Raw genomic sequence first — 15,477 nt, 5'->3', positions numbered from 1 at the left:
TGTTTATTCGAAGACATGTGCCTTACCAAGCACGACTATCTGAACACGACTCCCAACCGCGGGCAAATTGATACTTGTCGTCTTGATCACCAGCGAAGGCTTATCCAGCCTGCCATGATTATTGTCAGTCAGTGAAATGGCGATAGAACAAGAAGCACCGCCGAATTCAGTCCGGGTGATATTCCCGTAAAAACCCATATCATCATTGGCGTCAACAGACACCGGAGAAAGAACCACCTGCTCCGGCCGGAGCATGATCTTCGCAGGACCTGAGTGAAGTGAACTGGTTTCTATACGGCCGAGTGGGCAAACGGCCCAGCCATCGTTGAGCTGGGCATCCAGGATGATGATGTCACCCAAAAAGGCGGCAGTGTATGGATCGCGGGGATTCATATAGAGATCTTCGGGTGAACCTACTTGCAGAAGCTTGCCCTCCCGCAAAATGGCGACCTGATCAGCAAACGAGAGAGCTTCGGCCTGATCGTGGGTAACCAATATGGCGGTGATCTTCTGAGTGTGCAGCACCTCGGCCACCGATGTCCTGATACCTTCGCGGAGACCTGCATCAAGAGCCGAAAACGGTTCATCGAAAAGCATTAGTTTCGGCTGTCTGGCCAGTGCACGAGCGAGTGCAACACGCTGTTGCTGACCTCCTGACAATTGATGCGGACGTCTATCCCGCATAGCCGGCGTGAGTTCGACCATATCCATCAGGGCTAGAATGCGTTTGTCGCGTTGCGGAGTATTTCGTTCGAGCCCGAACCCAATGTTGTCGCTGACAGTCAAATGCGGAAATAAGGCACCATGCTGTGCGACGATGCCGATACTGCGACGATGTGCAGGCACCACAGCCGGTCCGTTTGCCAGAACACTTCCGTCCAACACAACCCGACCGGTATCAGGTACCTCGAACCCAGCGATCAAACGCAGCAGTGTGGTTTTCCCAGACCCGGAGGAGCCCACGACAGCGGTACGACTGCCTGCTGGCACAGCGATAGTGACATCGTCGAGAGCAACAACTTTTCCGTAGCGCTTGCTGATACCGGTGACGGTGAGAAATGTCATCGTCCACCCATTCTTTTCGATTGTGCATAAAGCAGAAGCGTCATGGGCAGGGACAAGAGCACCATCATGAGCGCGTAGGGTGCCGCACCCACATAGTCAATCTCGCTGGTAAGCGACCAGAACTGCATCGCAAGCGTCCGAGTGCCGTTTGGTGCCAGCATCAGCGTCGCCGTCAATTCGTTGGTTATTCCCAAGCCTACCAGTGCCATGCTGACCGCAACGCCGGGAGCAGCAAGGCGCATGGTGATCTGCCTGACTGCCTGTGCGGGTGACCGTCCAAGCGCCATGGCTGCCTGCTCAAGCTCGACCGGCACCTGCGCAATACTAGCGCGCAAACCAACGAGCGACCTGGGAAGAAATAGTAGGGCGTAGGCGAGTAGGAGCGTGAATACTGTCTGATACAGAGGAAGCGCGACGCGTACGGTTACAGTCACCAGCGCCAATGCCACCACCACTCCGGGCAAGGATCCGACATAGTAGTGACACGCCTCCATAATCCGTTGAAAACGGCCCGGCGCTCGAACTGAAAGCCAAGCCATTGGCACTGTGATAATGGTGGTCAGGAAGGCGCCCACAACTGCAAATATGATGGTTTGACCAAGAGCCATGCCAATCAGGTCCAAGCGCCAGCTGCCTATGCCGCCGAGAGACAGCCAACGGGCGAGAGTGACGAATGGAACGCCGAGAGACAGCCCGGCTGTGATCAGGCAAATCAGAAAAGCGGGTATCGCCAGCAAACCCAATCTGTGTTTGACCGGATCGCGTGCAGCACCCGAGCCGACCCGGGCATAGCGTTCATTGCCTCGCAAAAGTGCTTCAAGGCCCAAAAGGCCGAAGCAGCAAACGACCAACACGCCACCGAGCATATTGGCCGCGGGACCATTAAAGGCCGACTGAAACTGATCGACAATGGCCGTCGTGAACGTATCGAACCGTATCATGACGTAGAGACCATATTCGGCAAGGAGATGAAGCCCGATCAGCAACGAGCCCCCGCAAATAGCGAGACGCAATTGGGGCAACACTGCGAAAAAGAAGACACGCCACGGACCGTTGCCCAGAGAAGCGGCCGCATCCTCGATTGCCGGATCCAGCCGGCGGAGCTGGGCGGAAACCGGCAGATACAAGAATGGAAAATATGCCAAAACCGACACCAGAACGCCACCGAAAAGCCCATGCAGGCCGGGTATCAGGCTGACCCACGCGTAGCTTTGCACAAAAGCTGGGACTGCAAGCGGTGCTACTGCGAACCAGGACCAGATGCGCGCTCCGCGCAAATCGGTGCGCTCCGTGAGCCATGCAAGCGTCACTGCAAGGATGATGGATATCGGGATTGTGACCGCGAGCAGCAGTGCGGTATTGATCAGAAGCTCGCCCACTCGTGGCCGGAAAATCAGGGCCGAGGCGGTTTCCCAGCCGGTCTGTATGCCGATCCAGATGACAAACCCGACAGGCAGCAGCGAGACAAGCGAAACGATCGCTGCTGCCAGAACCACAGGCGCGTTCGACATCCAACGGCGCCGGATGAGCGGGTTGGGAGCTTGGAGAATATCGCCTGGCTGGTAAAGTGACTGGCTTGGCGGCAATGTAAATTGCTTTCATCGTTGCAGCTACAGTCAGTCAACAACTGACTGTAGCTGCCTGGAATTTGAACAACATCCCCGATGGAAGCACCGGGGATGTCGTGGCGAACTGTTAGCTCGACCAGAGTGTTACGGCTAGAGCAAACCAGCAGCAGTCATCAGCTCGGTGACCTTTTTGCTGTCAAGCTTCGACGGCTCGACTTTAGGAGCTTGCAGGTCAGTAAGCGGAACCAGTTTGGCGTTGGATGCGGCTCCCTCACCTACGGCATATTCGAAGGATGTGCCGTCTCGCAGGATCTCCTGGCCGCCTTTGCCGGTAACCCACTTTACGAATGCCTGTGCCTGCTCCTTGTGCTTGCTGGAGGCCAAAACACCGCCACCCGAGACGCTTACGAATGCGCCCGGATCTTCATTCTTGAAGTAGTGTGAGGCGATGTTTTTGCTGTTCTCTCCGGTCTTGGCCTGATCACCAAAGTAATAATAATGGTAGATAACTGCACCCTCGACCTCGCCGGCATTGACGGCCTTCATGGCAGTGCTGTTGCCCTTGTAGGGAGTGAAATTTTCCTTCATTGCTTTTAGCCAAGCAGCGGTTGCTTCTTCGCCCTTCAGCTGGAGAAGCGCACCGACAATTGCCTGGAAGTCAGCCCCGGACGGCGATGCTGCCCAACGGCCTTTCCAGCTTGCGTCCGCGAGATCCAGCATAGACTTTGGCAGTTTGTCCTCGGTCAGCTTGTTCTTGTCATAGACGAAAACGGTAGAGCGGGCTGCAACACCGACCCAATGACCATTGGCCGGGCGATAATTTTCGGGCACCTGAGCAAGCGTATCGGCGTTCAGAGGCTCGAACAGGTTAGCGTTGTCGACGAGCGCCATACCCGGTGAATTTTCGGTCAGGTATACATCCGCAGGTGAGGCAGCCCCTTCCTGGACAAGCTGGTTGGCGAATTCCATATCGCTACCGTTGCGCAAGGTTACCTTGATTCCCGTTTCCTTGGTGAAGCCAGCGGCCCAGGCTTCGGTCAGGCTTTCGTGTTGTGCGTTATAGACAACAATGCCTTCCGACTCACTCTGTGCCGTTGCCAGCATTGTTGAGCCGGCAAGACCGGCGGCAAAAGCCACGACTCCGGCCAGGAACGATAGAGAGAATTTCATGGCGACCTCCGTTTTTATGAGCATGCAGCCTGGACAGCTACACTTGCTTTCCGATAATCATTTATGATGAAAATTGTCAACTTATATCGCATTTGGGAACGGTTGCCGAATGGCATGCACCAGCGATTTTTGCTGTACATGGTTCCCTTCATATCGCTGACAAATACATCGGGCAGATTGCGATCAATTTGCGATTCGCACCGACTCCCAAATACCGAACCCCGCGCGCGCCTCACAGCAAAACGCATGCCTTGGAATTTCTATGTCCCAATCCATCAAACCGTCCCTCGCCCGATACGCCGCCAGCAGCAATTTCGACATGCCCCGACACTTGGGAACACGCTATGACGCGAAGGGAACCTTCCTGCTAGAACCGGGTAATACCGTTGTCTGTCATCTAATGGACGGCTCGGCCTCGGAGCGCGCTGTCATTGAGGTTCGAGATCGCATGCTGTCGATGCCCGATTCCGGCAAACTGGCGTTCACACCTGTGTCCAGCCTGCACATGACATTGTTTCAAGGCATCATCGAATATCGCCGCGCACTGCCGTATTGGCCGCTGGATGTTCCTCTCAATACCAGCATTGACGAGATGACGCGTCTGTACCTGGACCGTCTCAGGCAATTCGGAGGCTTCGGGTCGTTCAAAATCAAGGTGATTGACGTCACTCCCGTGGGTCTGACCGTCAGCGGGGCAACTTCGGAAGACGAAGCTCTCATCAAGAAATGGCGCGACGCACTCGCCGTTCCGTTCGGCTACCGCCATCCGGATCACGATACATATGTCTTTCACATCACCTTCGCTTATCCAGTTGACTGGTTGGCTGATGACCGCCTTCCCGTCTGGCAAAAGCTGTTGGACGAGTGTCTGCTCTATCTTGAGAGGACAGCGCCCATTATTGAAATTCATCCACCCGCCTTTTGCAGCTTCAATGACATGAACCACTTTGAAGAACTGCTGATTCTGGGCAACAAGCATCAACTAGCATCTGCGTCGAGCATGGCGAAATAAGCATGCGCATCGCCGTTCCGGTTGCGTCCACTGCCGGGCGCCGCAGCCCATAACTTCATAAAACTGTCATATTTGGGAAACGGAAAATTGAAGGGTCAGGGAAAAATATACATCTAAATGATTACCCCCTCCCCGGAGTTTCCCATGAGTTTTCGTCCAGCCGAAATGTTGGTTTTGCGTCGTTTTGGCGATGATCAGCTCGTTACACTCGCAAAACTAGCTATCGAAACCGCCTTTCAGCCCGTTGTTGAAGCCGCAAGCGGTGCGACATTTGGTTATGAATCGTTGATGCGTGGCTATGACCGCCTGGGCTTCCAATCGCCTTTGGAACTTCTGGACAAAGCTCACGACGTCAATCAATTGCTAGAGCTTGAGCAAATGGTAAACAGTCGCGCCTTTGCCGAGTTCGGCGGACTGCCCGGCTATAGCCAGCGAATGCTCTTTATCAACATGGATGCAAGGCTCGTTGGCCTCGGCAGCGATATCGTGGAACGACTCACCAATCATTTAACCAAAGCAGGGATACGCCCTTCCTCAATCTGCTTCGAACTGTCAGAACGCTTCGACAACGCACAGGATCCGGCGTTTTCTGAACTCATCAAAAAGCTACGCCATTCCGGTTTCAAGCTGGCCATCGATGATTTTGGAGTTGGCTTCAACGGCCTTAAGCTGCTCTGCGACTATGCAACGGATTATGTCAAAATCGACCGTCATTTCGTATCGAAGCTGGATGCCACACCACGCAAACGGCACATCGTCAAACAGATCGTTCAGACCGCGCATATGCTCGGCGCCCGGATCATCGCTGAAGGGGTTGAAACTGAAGCAGAATTCGTAATCTGCCGGGAACTTGGCTGCGATCTCGTGCAAGGATATTTCATCGCGCGCCCTACCACGCATTTTGGCGAATTGCAGGATTCGTATCCTCATCTCGAACAGGCGGGATCCTTACGCAGGCAGACCACAACGCTGGACAGCATCCTGATCAGAGCGCAGGTACAGCGCCTGCCTGCCGTGCGAGAAAATGATGATCTCGACAAGGTCTTCGAGCTTTTCCGCAACAACCCGCAACAAAGCTTCTTTCCCATCCTCGGGGCCAATGACGAGCCACGCGGCGTACTGCACGAGCATCATGTCAAAGAGAGAATTTATCACCCGTTCGGTCGTGACCTATTGAAGAACCGTATCTATCAGCGCGGGATCGCGCACTTCGTTACCGAGGCGCCCATTGCAGATATTAATACGCCTGCCGAGCAAATGCTGAAAATCTTCGCTGGCATGAATGGCAGCGATTGCGTGATCCTGACGGAAAATCTTCGCTATGCGGGCGTGCTTTCAGCTTCGTCGCTTTTGAAAATTATCAATGAAAAGCTACTCAAGACGGCCCAGGACCAGAATCCGCTAACCAGCCTTCCGGGTAACAGATCCATTCGCGACTATGTCCAGGATGTCATGCGCGACGGCTCCGACACGCGGTACTTCTGTTATTTCGACTTCGACAATTTCAAGCCCTTCAACGATCACTATGGTTTTCAGAAGGGTGATCTCGCCATTGCTCTTTTCGCCTCTTTGCTCAGACACCATTTCGTCGGAGAAGATAAATTCCTCGGCCATGTCGGTGGAGATGACTTTTTCGTCGGCATAACAGGAGGAACACGCGGCGAGCTGGAACCAGTATTGACACAACTGTTGCTAGATTTCAGCGTCAAAGTCCGCGAACTTTACAGCCCGGAAGACCGCGCAGCTGGTGTTATCCTCGCCCATGACAGGACGGGCGGCGAACGTCTATTCCCGCTGATGCGCTGCAGCGTCGCCGTATTGGAAATTGCGCAAGGCCATATGCAGGTCGACGTAAACCGCGTTAGCGCATCAATCGCCACCATCAAGGCTTCGGCAAAGGAAAGCGTGACAGGTCTGGTTTTTAGCGGATTGAGCGAAATGTAGCGTCGCGGCCCACGGACAGAAGCCCAGGCCGCGACATGATTGTTACTTTGGCTGCCGCGATGCAACAGCTTCCATCAGCTTGCCAGCAAGCATCTCATATTTCTCATCATAGTGATGGTCCCCGGCAAGCTCGATCTTCTGAACTGCCGCAAGCGATGGAGCCGTGCACGCCGTATCATCCTCTTCCGAACCATAAACGCATAGGACCTTGTCCAGCGGCAGCTTTGCAACTGCCGGTGCTACTTCATTATCGCCGCCCAAGCCAAGCCACGCACCAACAGAAACCTGAAACGGCGTGGTCTCTTCCGTGCCGATCAAGCCGACGAGACTGATGCGGTCTTGCAGCTGTTTCGGCAGAAAGGGCCACGAGAATGGGATCGTATTAGCACCGAAAGAATAGCCGAGCAAAACCACCGGCAATTTGCCGGAGGGGTCAGCCTTGGCGACAATCCTCGTAATGTCCTTGGCGATGTCTTCCGGTTTGCGCAGCGACCAGAAATAACGCAGCGAATCTACGCCGACAACGTGCACACCCTTTTTCGCAATGATGTCGCCAACTGATTTGTCGATATCGCGCCAGCCGCCATCGCCGGAGAAGAATACCGCGAGGTATTTAGCCTGGCCATCAGCGGCAGGAACGTCGATGGTGGGCAAGGCCTCCGCTGAAGCATCTTCCTTGGCAATATCGACTGCTGCATCAGCCGCTATTACAAACCGCTCAGCTTTGGTGGCACCAATTTTTTCCTGCGCTAGAAAAAATCCGGCACTCGGAGGACCCTTGGGATCAGTGTCGGGCTTCTCCCGCACAATCGTCGTCGGATTGGGTAGGTCGGCGTCATAGGAGTAGCTGAACCCCTCGCCCGGAACGGCTTCGTAGTCCGCACCCTCGCATGAGGGAAGCTTCGTTTTGAGCGCCACTGATGGATCGACTGAAACCGCACCGGCAAGCGTCGCGGCTGGAGCGTCGGACATCGACGCATAAGCCATGACACCACCCTCGCCGATACCGATAACCACCGGATGCATATAGGTATCGACGGCAATCTGGCGCTGAGCTTCCTTTGCTATGCCTTCAAGATCGGAAACAAAATAGGTGCAATCGCCCGTGTCCTGATCGAGTTCCTTGCGCCATTTCTCCAGGTCAACAGTCAGCACGAGAAAATCGCGATCCAGCAGCAGTTTCGTCAAGGTTTCATCGTCAGCGCCGAGACCACCCTTCTGCGACACAAGGATGGCAATACCTGTCGGCTTGCCAGCTGGTTTCAACAGCGGGACGTCGTTAAGGCGCTCGGACGAAATGAGAATTCGGCCGCCCGAAGACCCGAAACCAAACCAAGGGAAAAAATGAAGCGCTGTAGAAAGACCCACGCTAACGAGGACAAGTGCAAGTATGGCGAAGAGGTAGGGCCTGCGAATAAATTTCATCGTTTAAAGACCTCGAAGGGGCTGCCGCTAACCAGGTTTGTCGCATCGATCAGCGAACGAGGTGTCGCGAGGCCCGGGGGGCAAATCAGATAATAGGGAGTCCATTTCGGGCCGAACTTATCCTTGAAAGCGCGCAGTCCGTCAAACCGATAAAATTCAGCGCCGCGGCGGTAGATAAATGAACCGATACGGTTCCACCGGGAGGCCAGATGGCTATCGGAAAGGCCTGACAGGGGCGCAGCGCCAAGATTGAACCAGCGGTAGCCTTCCCCCTTGGCAGCCATCAGGAGATTGGCGAACAACCCATCCATAATGACGCTGGATGCATCAGGCACATGCCGCATCAGATCGACGGCAATTTCCTGATTACCTGCACCGCGCCACACATTGGCAAAGGCCACGATCGCGCCTTCCTTGCGCAGGACTGCGATGTCGAAGTGTGAAAGGTAGGCATTTTCGAACGAACCGAGCGAGAAACGCTTCTCGGAACCAGATTTCATTTCGAGCCAGGCATCGGACACGGCGCGAAGTTCATCCATGCTATCCGCGGTTTGGTCCTTTGGAAGGATTTCAAAGCTGATCCCTTCCTTTTCCAAGCGCCGGGCGGCGTAGCGCAGGGGCTGGCGCTTGGAGCCCTCAAGCGAGAAATCGCTGAGATCAACGCGTGCAACTTCGCCGAGCTTCAGGGCAGTCAAGCCCATATCCAGGAACAGAGGCAGTCTTTCCGGACCTACCCCGTAGAATACCGTTCTAGTACCGGTGCGATCTGCCAGTCCTCGAAAAGCCCAGGCCAGATCGGCAATCACTTCATCGCTGCCCACTGGTTCCCCCATTGAAACCAGACTTCCGCCCGAACGGGCATACATGACAAAACCTTTGCCTTTGGGATCCATCAGGAAGCGCTTGTCACCAAGCAAAGCAAGCGCATCCGAAGCGCTCGGGGACATAGCAACGAGATCGGGCACCTGTTCCGGAATGGGCTGGGCGCGCAGTTTGCTCCGGCCAACACCATTGATGATTGTATTGATCGTTATCGCCGCGAGAACAGTCAGGATGAGTACAGAAACACGAAGGAAACGCGATGCCTGTGCATCCCATGCAAACTCCCACCACAGTTCATTCGCATATTCGACATGCCGATAGGCGAAAAGACCGAGCCAGAGAATGGCAAACGCTGTTGTGCCGACGCTGGCCAGCCAGCCCCAGGACAAGCTGAAATGCTCGCCCAGCGGTTTGCGATAAAATGAATCGCGAAATAGCAGAAGCGTGCCTGCCATCAAAGCAAGCATGAGCGCTTCTTCCCAGGCAAAGGCCTTGCTCAATGCGAAGATCGCCCCAAGGCTGAAGAGGATCAGCGCGAGGAACCAGGCGCGCCAGAGACGCCGTGCGAGGCCCCGCGCGACGATCAGCAACGCCAACCCGACGAAGCTCGCGCCAAGATGGGACATTTCCAGAAATGGTAAGGGCAATATGTCGGCAAGCATTTCCAGCCGGTGGTGAAGATCGGGAATGACCGCGGAAATAAGCAGAACGATACCGCCAAGAAAGGCGATGCCAGCCGAGAGCGGCGGGATGAGCGGCTCGAACATTCGCACAGCGGAAATGGTTGGGCCGGCGATGAGATGGCGGCGGCGCAAGACTTCAGAAACGACGAAACCTGCTATCGCCGCCAGAAACGGAATGAGCGTGTAGATGACGCGATATGCGACAAGCGCCGCTATAGCGTCGGGATTTTGCCCCAATCCAAGGCCCGCAACAATGGTCGCTTCAAATGCACCGATGCCGCCGGGTGCATGGCTGATGATACCAAGAGCGACAGCGACCACGTAGACAAGAGCAAACGCTGGAATACTGTTCACAGAGCCTGCCGGAAGCAGGACATAGAGTGTCGCGGCGGCCGCGGCCACATCCACCAGACCGGCCAAAATCTGCAGCAGGGCACCCTGCGACGAGGGTAAGCGAACCGATAGGCGGCCGATGTTAAGCGTGCGCTCGCGGCGAGAAAGCCAGTACAACAGGACCGCCACGGCAAGGAGAACCAACATACCGATAAGTTGATCGAGAACCGGTCCGAACGATAATATCCAGGGTATCCGTGAGGGATCGATGACGAGGGCGACAGCAATCAGGATGGTGAAAGCAAACCAGATCGCCATCCAGGAAGTACCGATAATCCGGCCGATATCGGCGATATCGATCCCTTCGGCGGCATAGACCCGATAGCGAAGCGCGCCGCCGGTAAGCAGGGAAAACCCGAGAGCGTTTGAGATTGCATATCCCGCACCGCCCGCCATGGCTGATATGTGATAGGGCACTCGCCCCGGTGCGATGGTTTCGACAGCAACCACATCATAGAGCGCAACGGCAGCGAAACTCACAAAAGTAAAGAATAGCGCAGTCAGCAGGACACTGCCTGGTATGGCATGGAGGGACTGCTTGACATCACGGATCGAAATGCCGCTAGAAAGATGATCCAGAACCAGCAGGCCGATCACGGCAACTGCTATTCCGAAAAACGCAAACAATGCGGATTTTGTCTTCTTGCCCCACGGCAGTCTTGACTGCGCGCGAGCTTCGATCCTGCGTGTTTGCTTTTCGTTGCCAGGAATGGACGTCATAAGGGGTTCCGGAGCCAGAAACGGATTAAAGTAATTTTGATTTCACCATGAAATTGTGACGGCGTCATTAGCCCTGCAATAATGGCGGGATTGAGCCGAGAAAAGGCAAATTAAACAACACCCGCATCAACGCCGGTTAAACACGTTGGACCTGTTATTTGAATACTGGTGATAGGGTCGATTCGACTTAAGCTGCATCCAAGACCAGGTGGCGATGGCTTCCCGGTGCTTTGACACGACCCAGGGCGGCCGATGGCGGTTTTAGTCCCATGCCTTCAGCAATGGCTGTCGCAACAGAATTGCTGTTTTGAATGAGAAAAGAATAACGCAGCTTGGACAGCCGGATTCGCTCGGCAACATCCACTGCTGTACGCCAACGCGCGGCAATCGAGGAAACGCTACCTTCCAGAAGCAGCGTCGTGCGCGACGCAGGCCGCACATAGAATTCAGGACAATATACGAGGTCGCGTTTAGCATAATCAGTGACAACGGCAGTCAGGGGGCCGCGAATGGCGCAATAGTTGAAACTGCCATCCGCATGGGCGGCACCGCCATTGATTTCGTAGAGTGGCCTGCCGGTGTCATCGGTCCAGACAACAAAATTATGGCTGACAATCCCCGCGAAACGCGGGATTGGATAGGAGCCAAAAAGAATGCGGTGGTTCATGAAGCGTGACTTTAAGTGACAGAATTATGACTAAGGAAGTTCCTCAATAGAGCATTTTTCAGCAAAGACAATACGCAGGTCTTTCACAGAATTTTGAGCTTTTTATACTTAGCCGACACACTACCACTGCAGTTGAAATCAACAGCAGGGAATCCCCGCGGAAACATCCATTTCTCAGCCATAACCGAATTATTTGTTGGAATATTTACGGCCTTTTCCGAAAATAATACGGGAAAATTTATTTTGCCTGTTTTTGCTGATTGGCAGAAGCAACTGTTACATTTCGTTGACAAAACATCGGCGTCAGACAACACGTACGCGAATTTCGCCAATTCCGTCCACACCTCCGATCATTTCGTCGCCAGGTAAGATAGCGCCCACGCCAGCTGGAGTGCCCGTATAGATGAGATCACCGGCCTGCAGCGTAAACAGTGTCGAGAGATAGCCGATCGTCTCCGGCACTTTCCAAATCATTTGATCCAGGTCGCCACGCTGTCGTTCAGCTCCGTTGACTTTCAACCAGACAGCACCCTTGGCCGGATGACCGATGTGTGTGGCAGGCACGACAGCCGAACAGGGCGCAGACGCTTCGAATGCCTTTCCAACTTCCCAAGGACGGCCAAGTTTCTTGGCTTCCCCTTGCAGATCGCGGCGAGTCATGTCGAGACCAACTGCATAGCCAAATACATGATCGAGCGCATTTTCAGTGGCAATGTCGGAGCCACCCCTTCCGAGCGCAACAACCATTTCCATTTCGAAATGGACATCCTTTGTCGCGGACGGATAGGGGAAATCGCTGCCACCAGTGAGAAGGCAATCCGGATTTTTTTGGAAGAAAAACGGCGGCTCGCGGTCAGGATCATGTCCCATCTCGATGGCGTGATCGGCATAATTCCGCCCGACGCAATAAATCCTATGAACCGGAAACAGCTTATCAGAGCCGATAACCGGCAAGGACGGTTGCGGAAGTGGCTCGAAAACAAATTCATTCTGATGCATTCTTATTCTCACCTCGAATTAATTGGCTGACCTTCATCTCAGTCTTCTCAGACAGCATGACACATACTAGGTGTTATAGAGATCAGACAAATCGCCAATGCAACCTGTCATAGGCAGCGGCATAAAGCCCTCAACAAGGATTCCGACCTTTCCCATGCATCAGAGACTTGATTTGCGAAATCCGTTACATGCGGACGACAGCGATGATTTCCTGCTGGAACAAGTCCAGCGGGCGAGTTTCCGCTATTTCTGGGAAGGCGCTCATCCGCAAAGCGGTCTCGCGCGCGACCGCTCCAGCCGGACGTCCGATCCAACTAATGACCTCGTCGCTATTGGCGGATCCGGCTTCGGTTTCATGGCTATCCTCGTTGCCGTTGAGCGCGGCTGGATTACACGCGATGAGGCACAGGTCCGTATTGAAAAGATGCTGTCGGTGCTCGAACGCACGAAACGCTATCGAGGCGTCTTTCCGCACTTCATCAATGGTGTGGATGGCACGACCGTACCCTTTACCCGCTTGGATGATGGTGGTGACCTGGTTGAAACGTCGCTTCTCGTTCAAGGACTGATTTGTGTCCGACAATATTTTGCCTCCAACGGCCCCAAAGACACCGCCATGCGTGACAGGATCAATCGGCTGTGGCGATCGGTCCAGTGGGATTCCCACATCAAACCGGGGGAAAAGGTTCTCTACTGGCACCACAGTCCAAAATTTGGTTGGGCCCGCAATGTGCCGATCCGGGGCTGGAACGAAGCGTTGATCACTTACATTCTGGCTGCCGCCTCCCCTGACCATGGCATCGATCCAGAGATTTATCATGAAGGTTTTGCGTCAGATGGCGCCTTCGTCAATGGGCGACACTATTATGGCGTCAGGTTGCCACTCGGCCCGGACTTTGGCGGCCCCATGTTCTTTGCGCACTATTCTTTCTGCGGCCTGGATCCGCGTGGGCTTACAGACCAATACGCCGATTACTGGTTGCAAAATTGCAGCCACGCGGAAATCAACTACCTGCACAGCGTTCACAATCCACATGGCTATATCGGCTATGGTCAAGATTGCTGGGGCCTATCTTCCAGTCACGGTCCGAGAGGCTACAGGGTAAGTTCGCCCGGTTCAGATTTCGGTTTGATTGCGCCCACTGCCGCTCTCAGCAGCCTGCCCTACGTACCAGAATTCTCGATGCGCGCCTTGCGCCATTTCCTGACACTCCCCCATGGCAAGGTGAACGGCAGGTTTGGCTTCGTCGATGCGTTTTCGCCTTCCAGAAAATGGTTTGCCAGAACCTACCTCGCGATAGACCAGGGCCCTACCATCGCCATGATCGAAAACCACAGAAGCGGCCTACTGTGGAAGCTCTTCATGAGCGCTCCGGAAATCCAGAATTCTCTCCAAAACCTTGGCTTTGCAAGCCCTCATCTGGGCGGACCACGGGAACCAAACAACGGTTGAGGCATTGCTTCTCTCAGGGCAATTGATCATCTTCTGATCGAACTCCGCGTCCTCCCAATCAAGGATCAAACATGAAAATCCATGCTGTTTTCAACCGCGATGGCGGTACGTTTCGCACCATGGATATCAAGTTGTTCGCTGAAACAGCCAAGGAAATTTTTGAAAAGCATGGCCATACGTTTGAGAGCGAGATTGTAGCTGGCAAAAGCATTGTGAGGGCGTTGCAAAAAGTTGCGGCCGAAGCGGGCGAGCACGTTCTGATGGCAGGAGGCGGCGACGGCACGATTTCGGCCGCCGCTGATGTTGCCTGGAAAGCCAAGGTGCCGCTCGCTGTACTTCCCGCTGGAACCATGAACCTCTTTGCACGGGCCTTGAAAATTCCGCTGGACCTCAATGCAGCCTTGGAAAGCCTCGCCAGCGGCACCATTCAGGCGGTCGACATTTCCACTGCCAATGAGGAAAGCTTTGTTCATCAGTTTTCGATTGGTTTCCAGCCGCAGATGATCAAGCTTCGCAACACCTTGGAGTATCGCTCCCGCTGGGGTAAGCGTCTTGCAAGCATCCGCGCATTCGCCAAAGCCATGGGCAACCCGCCGCGCTTCGCCGTGCGCATGGTCATCGACGGCACCCCGACAGAACGAACCGTTTCCGCTATCTCGATTTCGAATAATCCTTATGGTAGCGGCGTTTTACCGGTACCTGACAACGTCGACCACGGCGAATTGGGCGTCTACGTTGCCGGAGGCCTAACCCCTGGCACTATAGTAAAGTTGGCGTTCAGCGTTCTGACCGGGTCGTGGCGCCGCAATCCGGACGTCGATGAAATTCTTGCGAAGGAAGTTGAGTTGCACTTTCCGCACCTGCGGCGCAGCGCAAAAGCAACTATCGACGGTGAGTTGATCCCGCTCGCGCGAAACGTCAAAATTGTCATTCATGCGGGAGAACTTCAGGTTCTTGTCCCTCAAGACACACTTTCCATATGAAAACGGCGCGGTTTTGACCGCGCCGTTCAGTCTAGCTGGATACGATGTCAGCTACTTTTCTTGGATTTCTTGACTGGCGCCGGCTCGCCAGCCGCCTTCCTCGCCGCGGCCTCTTCGGCAGCGAGCTGATCGGCGCTCTTTGGCATTGTGTCGACGACAGAGCGCACTTTACCCTTGTCGGTAACGGTGCACATTGCATCGCGAATATCGACCTTCAAACGCACCTGGTTTACGCCGCCACCCATTGGTTCGGCGTCGACGGCCTTGATGTTGCTTTCGCCCATGAAATATTTGGAAGATGCTGCAGCAATGCACGGTTGAGCGAGAGCAGCGTTCACCGGTGGACGCACGGGCGCAAAAGTCGGCATGGTCGGCATCATGCTGGGTGCCCCGGTCGTAGAACATGCTGCCAGTGGAATAAGGACTGCCAAAGGGGCAATCCGGCTTAAAATATCGGTAGGCAGGCGCATGGTTCTCTCCGCAAAGTCTTATCGCAGGATTGGATATAGGCCGGAAACTATTCGGTTTTTGTCATTTGTCTAGTGGCACAACTGCCACAATGGGACTTTATTG

12 protein-coding genes are annotated in these 15,477 nt (G+C 54.5%); 4 read left to right on the top strand and 8 right to left on the bottom strand.

Translation table 11 applies throughout. From position 1 onward, the window contains the following. Positions 1–3: 3 nt before the first annotated feature. The 3 genes from LB462_RS28550 to LB462_RS28540 form a co-directional block, all read right to left on the bottom strand. The gene (locus LB462_RS28550; RefSeq protein WP_224515086.1) at positions 4–1,065 is read right to left on the bottom strand and encodes an ABC transporter ATP-binding protein; all 1,062 of its coding nucleotides are present in this window, start codon (positions 1,063–1,065) and stop codon (positions 4–6) included. After that, positions 1,062–2,576 carry an ABC transporter permease gene (locus LB462_RS28545; RefSeq protein ID WP_224515084.1) on the bottom strand — a complete coding sequence of 505 codons (1,515 nt, stop codon included), beginning with the start codon at positions 2,574–2,576 and terminating at the stop codon, positions 1,062–1,064. The genes LB462_RS28550 and LB462_RS28545 overlap by 4 nt, the downstream gene beginning before the upstream one ends. A gap of 207 nt (positions 2,577–2,783) precedes the next feature. Further along, entirely contained in the window at positions 2,784–3,803 is a 1,020-nt protein-coding gene (locus LB462_RS28540; RefSeq protein WP_224515082.1) for an iron ABC transporter substrate-binding protein, read from the bottom strand. A 262-nt stretch (positions 3,804–4,065) separates the two neighbouring features. Here LB462_RS28540 and LB462_RS28535 point away from each other — a divergent pair, with 262 nt between their 5' ends. Both LB462_RS28535 and LB462_RS28530 read left to right on the top strand, forming a co-directional pair. Next, the gene (locus LB462_RS28535; RefSeq protein WP_224515081.1) at positions 4,066–4,815 is read left to right on the top strand and encodes a DUF1868 domain-containing protein; all 750 of its coding nucleotides are present in this window, start codon (positions 4,066–4,068) and stop codon (positions 4,813–4,815) included. Positions 4,816–4,959: 144 nt separating this feature from the next. Beyond that, a complete protein-coding gene (locus LB462_RS28530; protein WP_224515079.1) occupies positions 4,960–6,759 on the top strand; it encodes a GGDEF domain-containing protein in 1,800 nt (599 codons plus the stop codon). A gap of 42 nt (positions 6,760–6,801) precedes the next feature. Here LB462_RS28530 and LB462_RS28525 read toward each other — a convergent pair whose 3' ends face one another. The 4 genes from LB462_RS28525 to LB462_RS28510 form a co-directional block, all read right to left on the bottom strand. Then, positions 6,802–8,184, bottom strand: a complete 1,383-nt coding sequence (locus tag LB462_RS28525) for a virulence factor family protein (RefSeq protein ID WP_224515077.1) — start codon at positions 8,182–8,184, stop codon at positions 6,802–6,804. Then, positions 8,181–10,802: a bifunctional lysylphosphatidylglycerol flippase/synthetase MprF gene (mprF, locus tag LB462_RS28520; protein WP_224515075.1), complete on the bottom strand. Its 2,622-nt coding sequence runs from the start codon at positions 10,800–10,802 to the stop codon at positions 8,181–8,183. The genes LB462_RS28525 and mprF overlap by 4 nt, the downstream gene beginning before the upstream one ends. Before the next feature lie 187 nt (positions 10,803–10,989). Next, positions 10,990–11,469 (bottom strand): hypothetical protein, encoded by a 480-nt coding sequence (locus LB462_RS28515; protein WP_224515074.1) that lies wholly within the window; start codon positions 11,467–11,469, stop codon positions 10,990–10,992. Between the two features lie 303 nt (positions 11,470–11,772). Then, positions 11,773–12,468 (bottom strand): fumarylacetoacetate hydrolase family protein, encoded by a 696-nt coding sequence (locus tag LB462_RS28510; protein ID WP_224515072.1) that lies wholly within the window; start codon positions 12,466–12,468, stop codon positions 11,773–11,775. Positions 12,469–12,622: 154 nt separating this feature from the next. Here LB462_RS28510 and LB462_RS28505 point away from each other — a divergent pair, with 154 nt between their 5' ends. Both LB462_RS28505 and LB462_RS28500 read left to right on the top strand, forming a co-directional pair. Beyond that, on the top strand, positions 12,623–13,921 hold the full coding sequence (locus tag LB462_RS28505; protein WP_224515070.1) for a glucoamylase family protein: 1,299 nt from the start codon (positions 12,623–12,625) through the stop codon (positions 13,919–13,921). A gap of 71 nt (positions 13,922–13,992) precedes the next feature. Continuing rightward, positions 13,993–14,904, top strand: coding sequence for a diacylglycerol/lipid kinase family protein (locus LB462_RS28500; protein WP_224515068.1), 912 nt, complete (start codon positions 13,993–13,995; stop codon positions 14,902–14,904). A gap of 47 nt (positions 14,905–14,951) precedes the next feature. Here LB462_RS28500 and LB462_RS28495 read toward each other — a convergent pair whose 3' ends face one another. Continuing rightward, positions 14,952–15,374: a hypothetical protein gene (locus LB462_RS28495; RefSeq protein WP_224515065.1), complete on the bottom strand. Its 423-nt coding sequence runs from the start codon at positions 15,372–15,374 to the stop codon at positions 14,952–14,954. Between the last annotated feature and the right edge of the window lie 103 nt (positions 15,375–15,477).

The organism is Phyllobacterium chamaecytisi (assembly GCF_020164455.1).
GTDB lineage: Bacteria > Pseudomonadota > Alphaproteobacteria > Rhizobiales > Rhizobiaceae > Phyllobacterium > Phyllobacterium chamaecytisi.
Note: the sequence above shows the minus strand (reverse complement) of the source record. Positions and strands in the feature narration are given on the sequence as shown.

Excerpts from the sequence above, each read along its gene's own strand:
- LB462_RS28550 (WP_224515086.1), bottom strand. The coding sequence starts at position 1,065 with ATGACATTTCTCACCGTCACCGGTATCAGCAAGCGCTACGGAAAAGTT.
- LB462_RS28545 (WP_224515084.1), bottom strand. The coding sequence starts at position 2,576 with ATGTCGAACGCGCCTGTGGTTCTGGCAGCAGCGATCGTTTCGCTTGTC.
- LB462_RS28540 (WP_224515082.1), bottom strand. The coding sequence starts at position 3,803 with ATGAAATTCTCTCTATCGTTCCTGGCCGGAGTCGTGGCTTTTGCCGCC.
- LB462_RS28535 (WP_224515081.1), top strand. The coding sequence starts at position 4,066 with ATGTCCCAATCCATCAAACCGTCCCTCGCCCGATACGCCGCCAGCAGC.
- LB462_RS28530 (WP_224515079.1), top strand. The coding sequence starts at position 4,960 with ATGAGTTTTCGTCCAGCCGAAATGTTGGTTTTGCGTCGTTTTGGCGAT.
- LB462_RS28525 (WP_224515077.1), bottom strand. The coding sequence starts at position 8,184 with ATGAAATTTATTCGCAGGCCCTACCTCTTCGCCATACTTGCACTTGTC.
- mprF (WP_224515075.1), bottom strand. The coding sequence starts at position 10,802 with ATGACGTCCATTCCTGGCAACGAAAAGCAAACACGCAGGATCGAAGCT.
- LB462_RS28515 (WP_224515074.1), bottom strand. The coding sequence starts at position 11,469 with ATGAACCACCGCATTCTTTTTGGCTCCTATCCAATCCCGCGTTTCGCG.
- LB462_RS28510 (WP_224515072.1), bottom strand. The coding sequence starts at position 12,468 with ATGCATCAGAATGAATTTGTTTTCGAGCCACTTCCGCAACCGTCCTTG.
- LB462_RS28505 (WP_224515070.1), top strand. The coding sequence starts at position 12,623 with ATGCATCAGAGACTTGATTTGCGAAATCCGTTACATGCGGACGACAGC.
- LB462_RS28500 (WP_224515068.1), top strand. The coding sequence starts at position 13,993 with ATGAAAATCCATGCTGTTTTCAACCGCGATGGCGGTACGTTTCGCACC.
- LB462_RS28495 (WP_224515065.1), bottom strand. The coding sequence starts at position 15,374 with ATGCGCCTGCCTACCGATATTTTAAGCCGGATTGCCCCTTTGGCAGTC.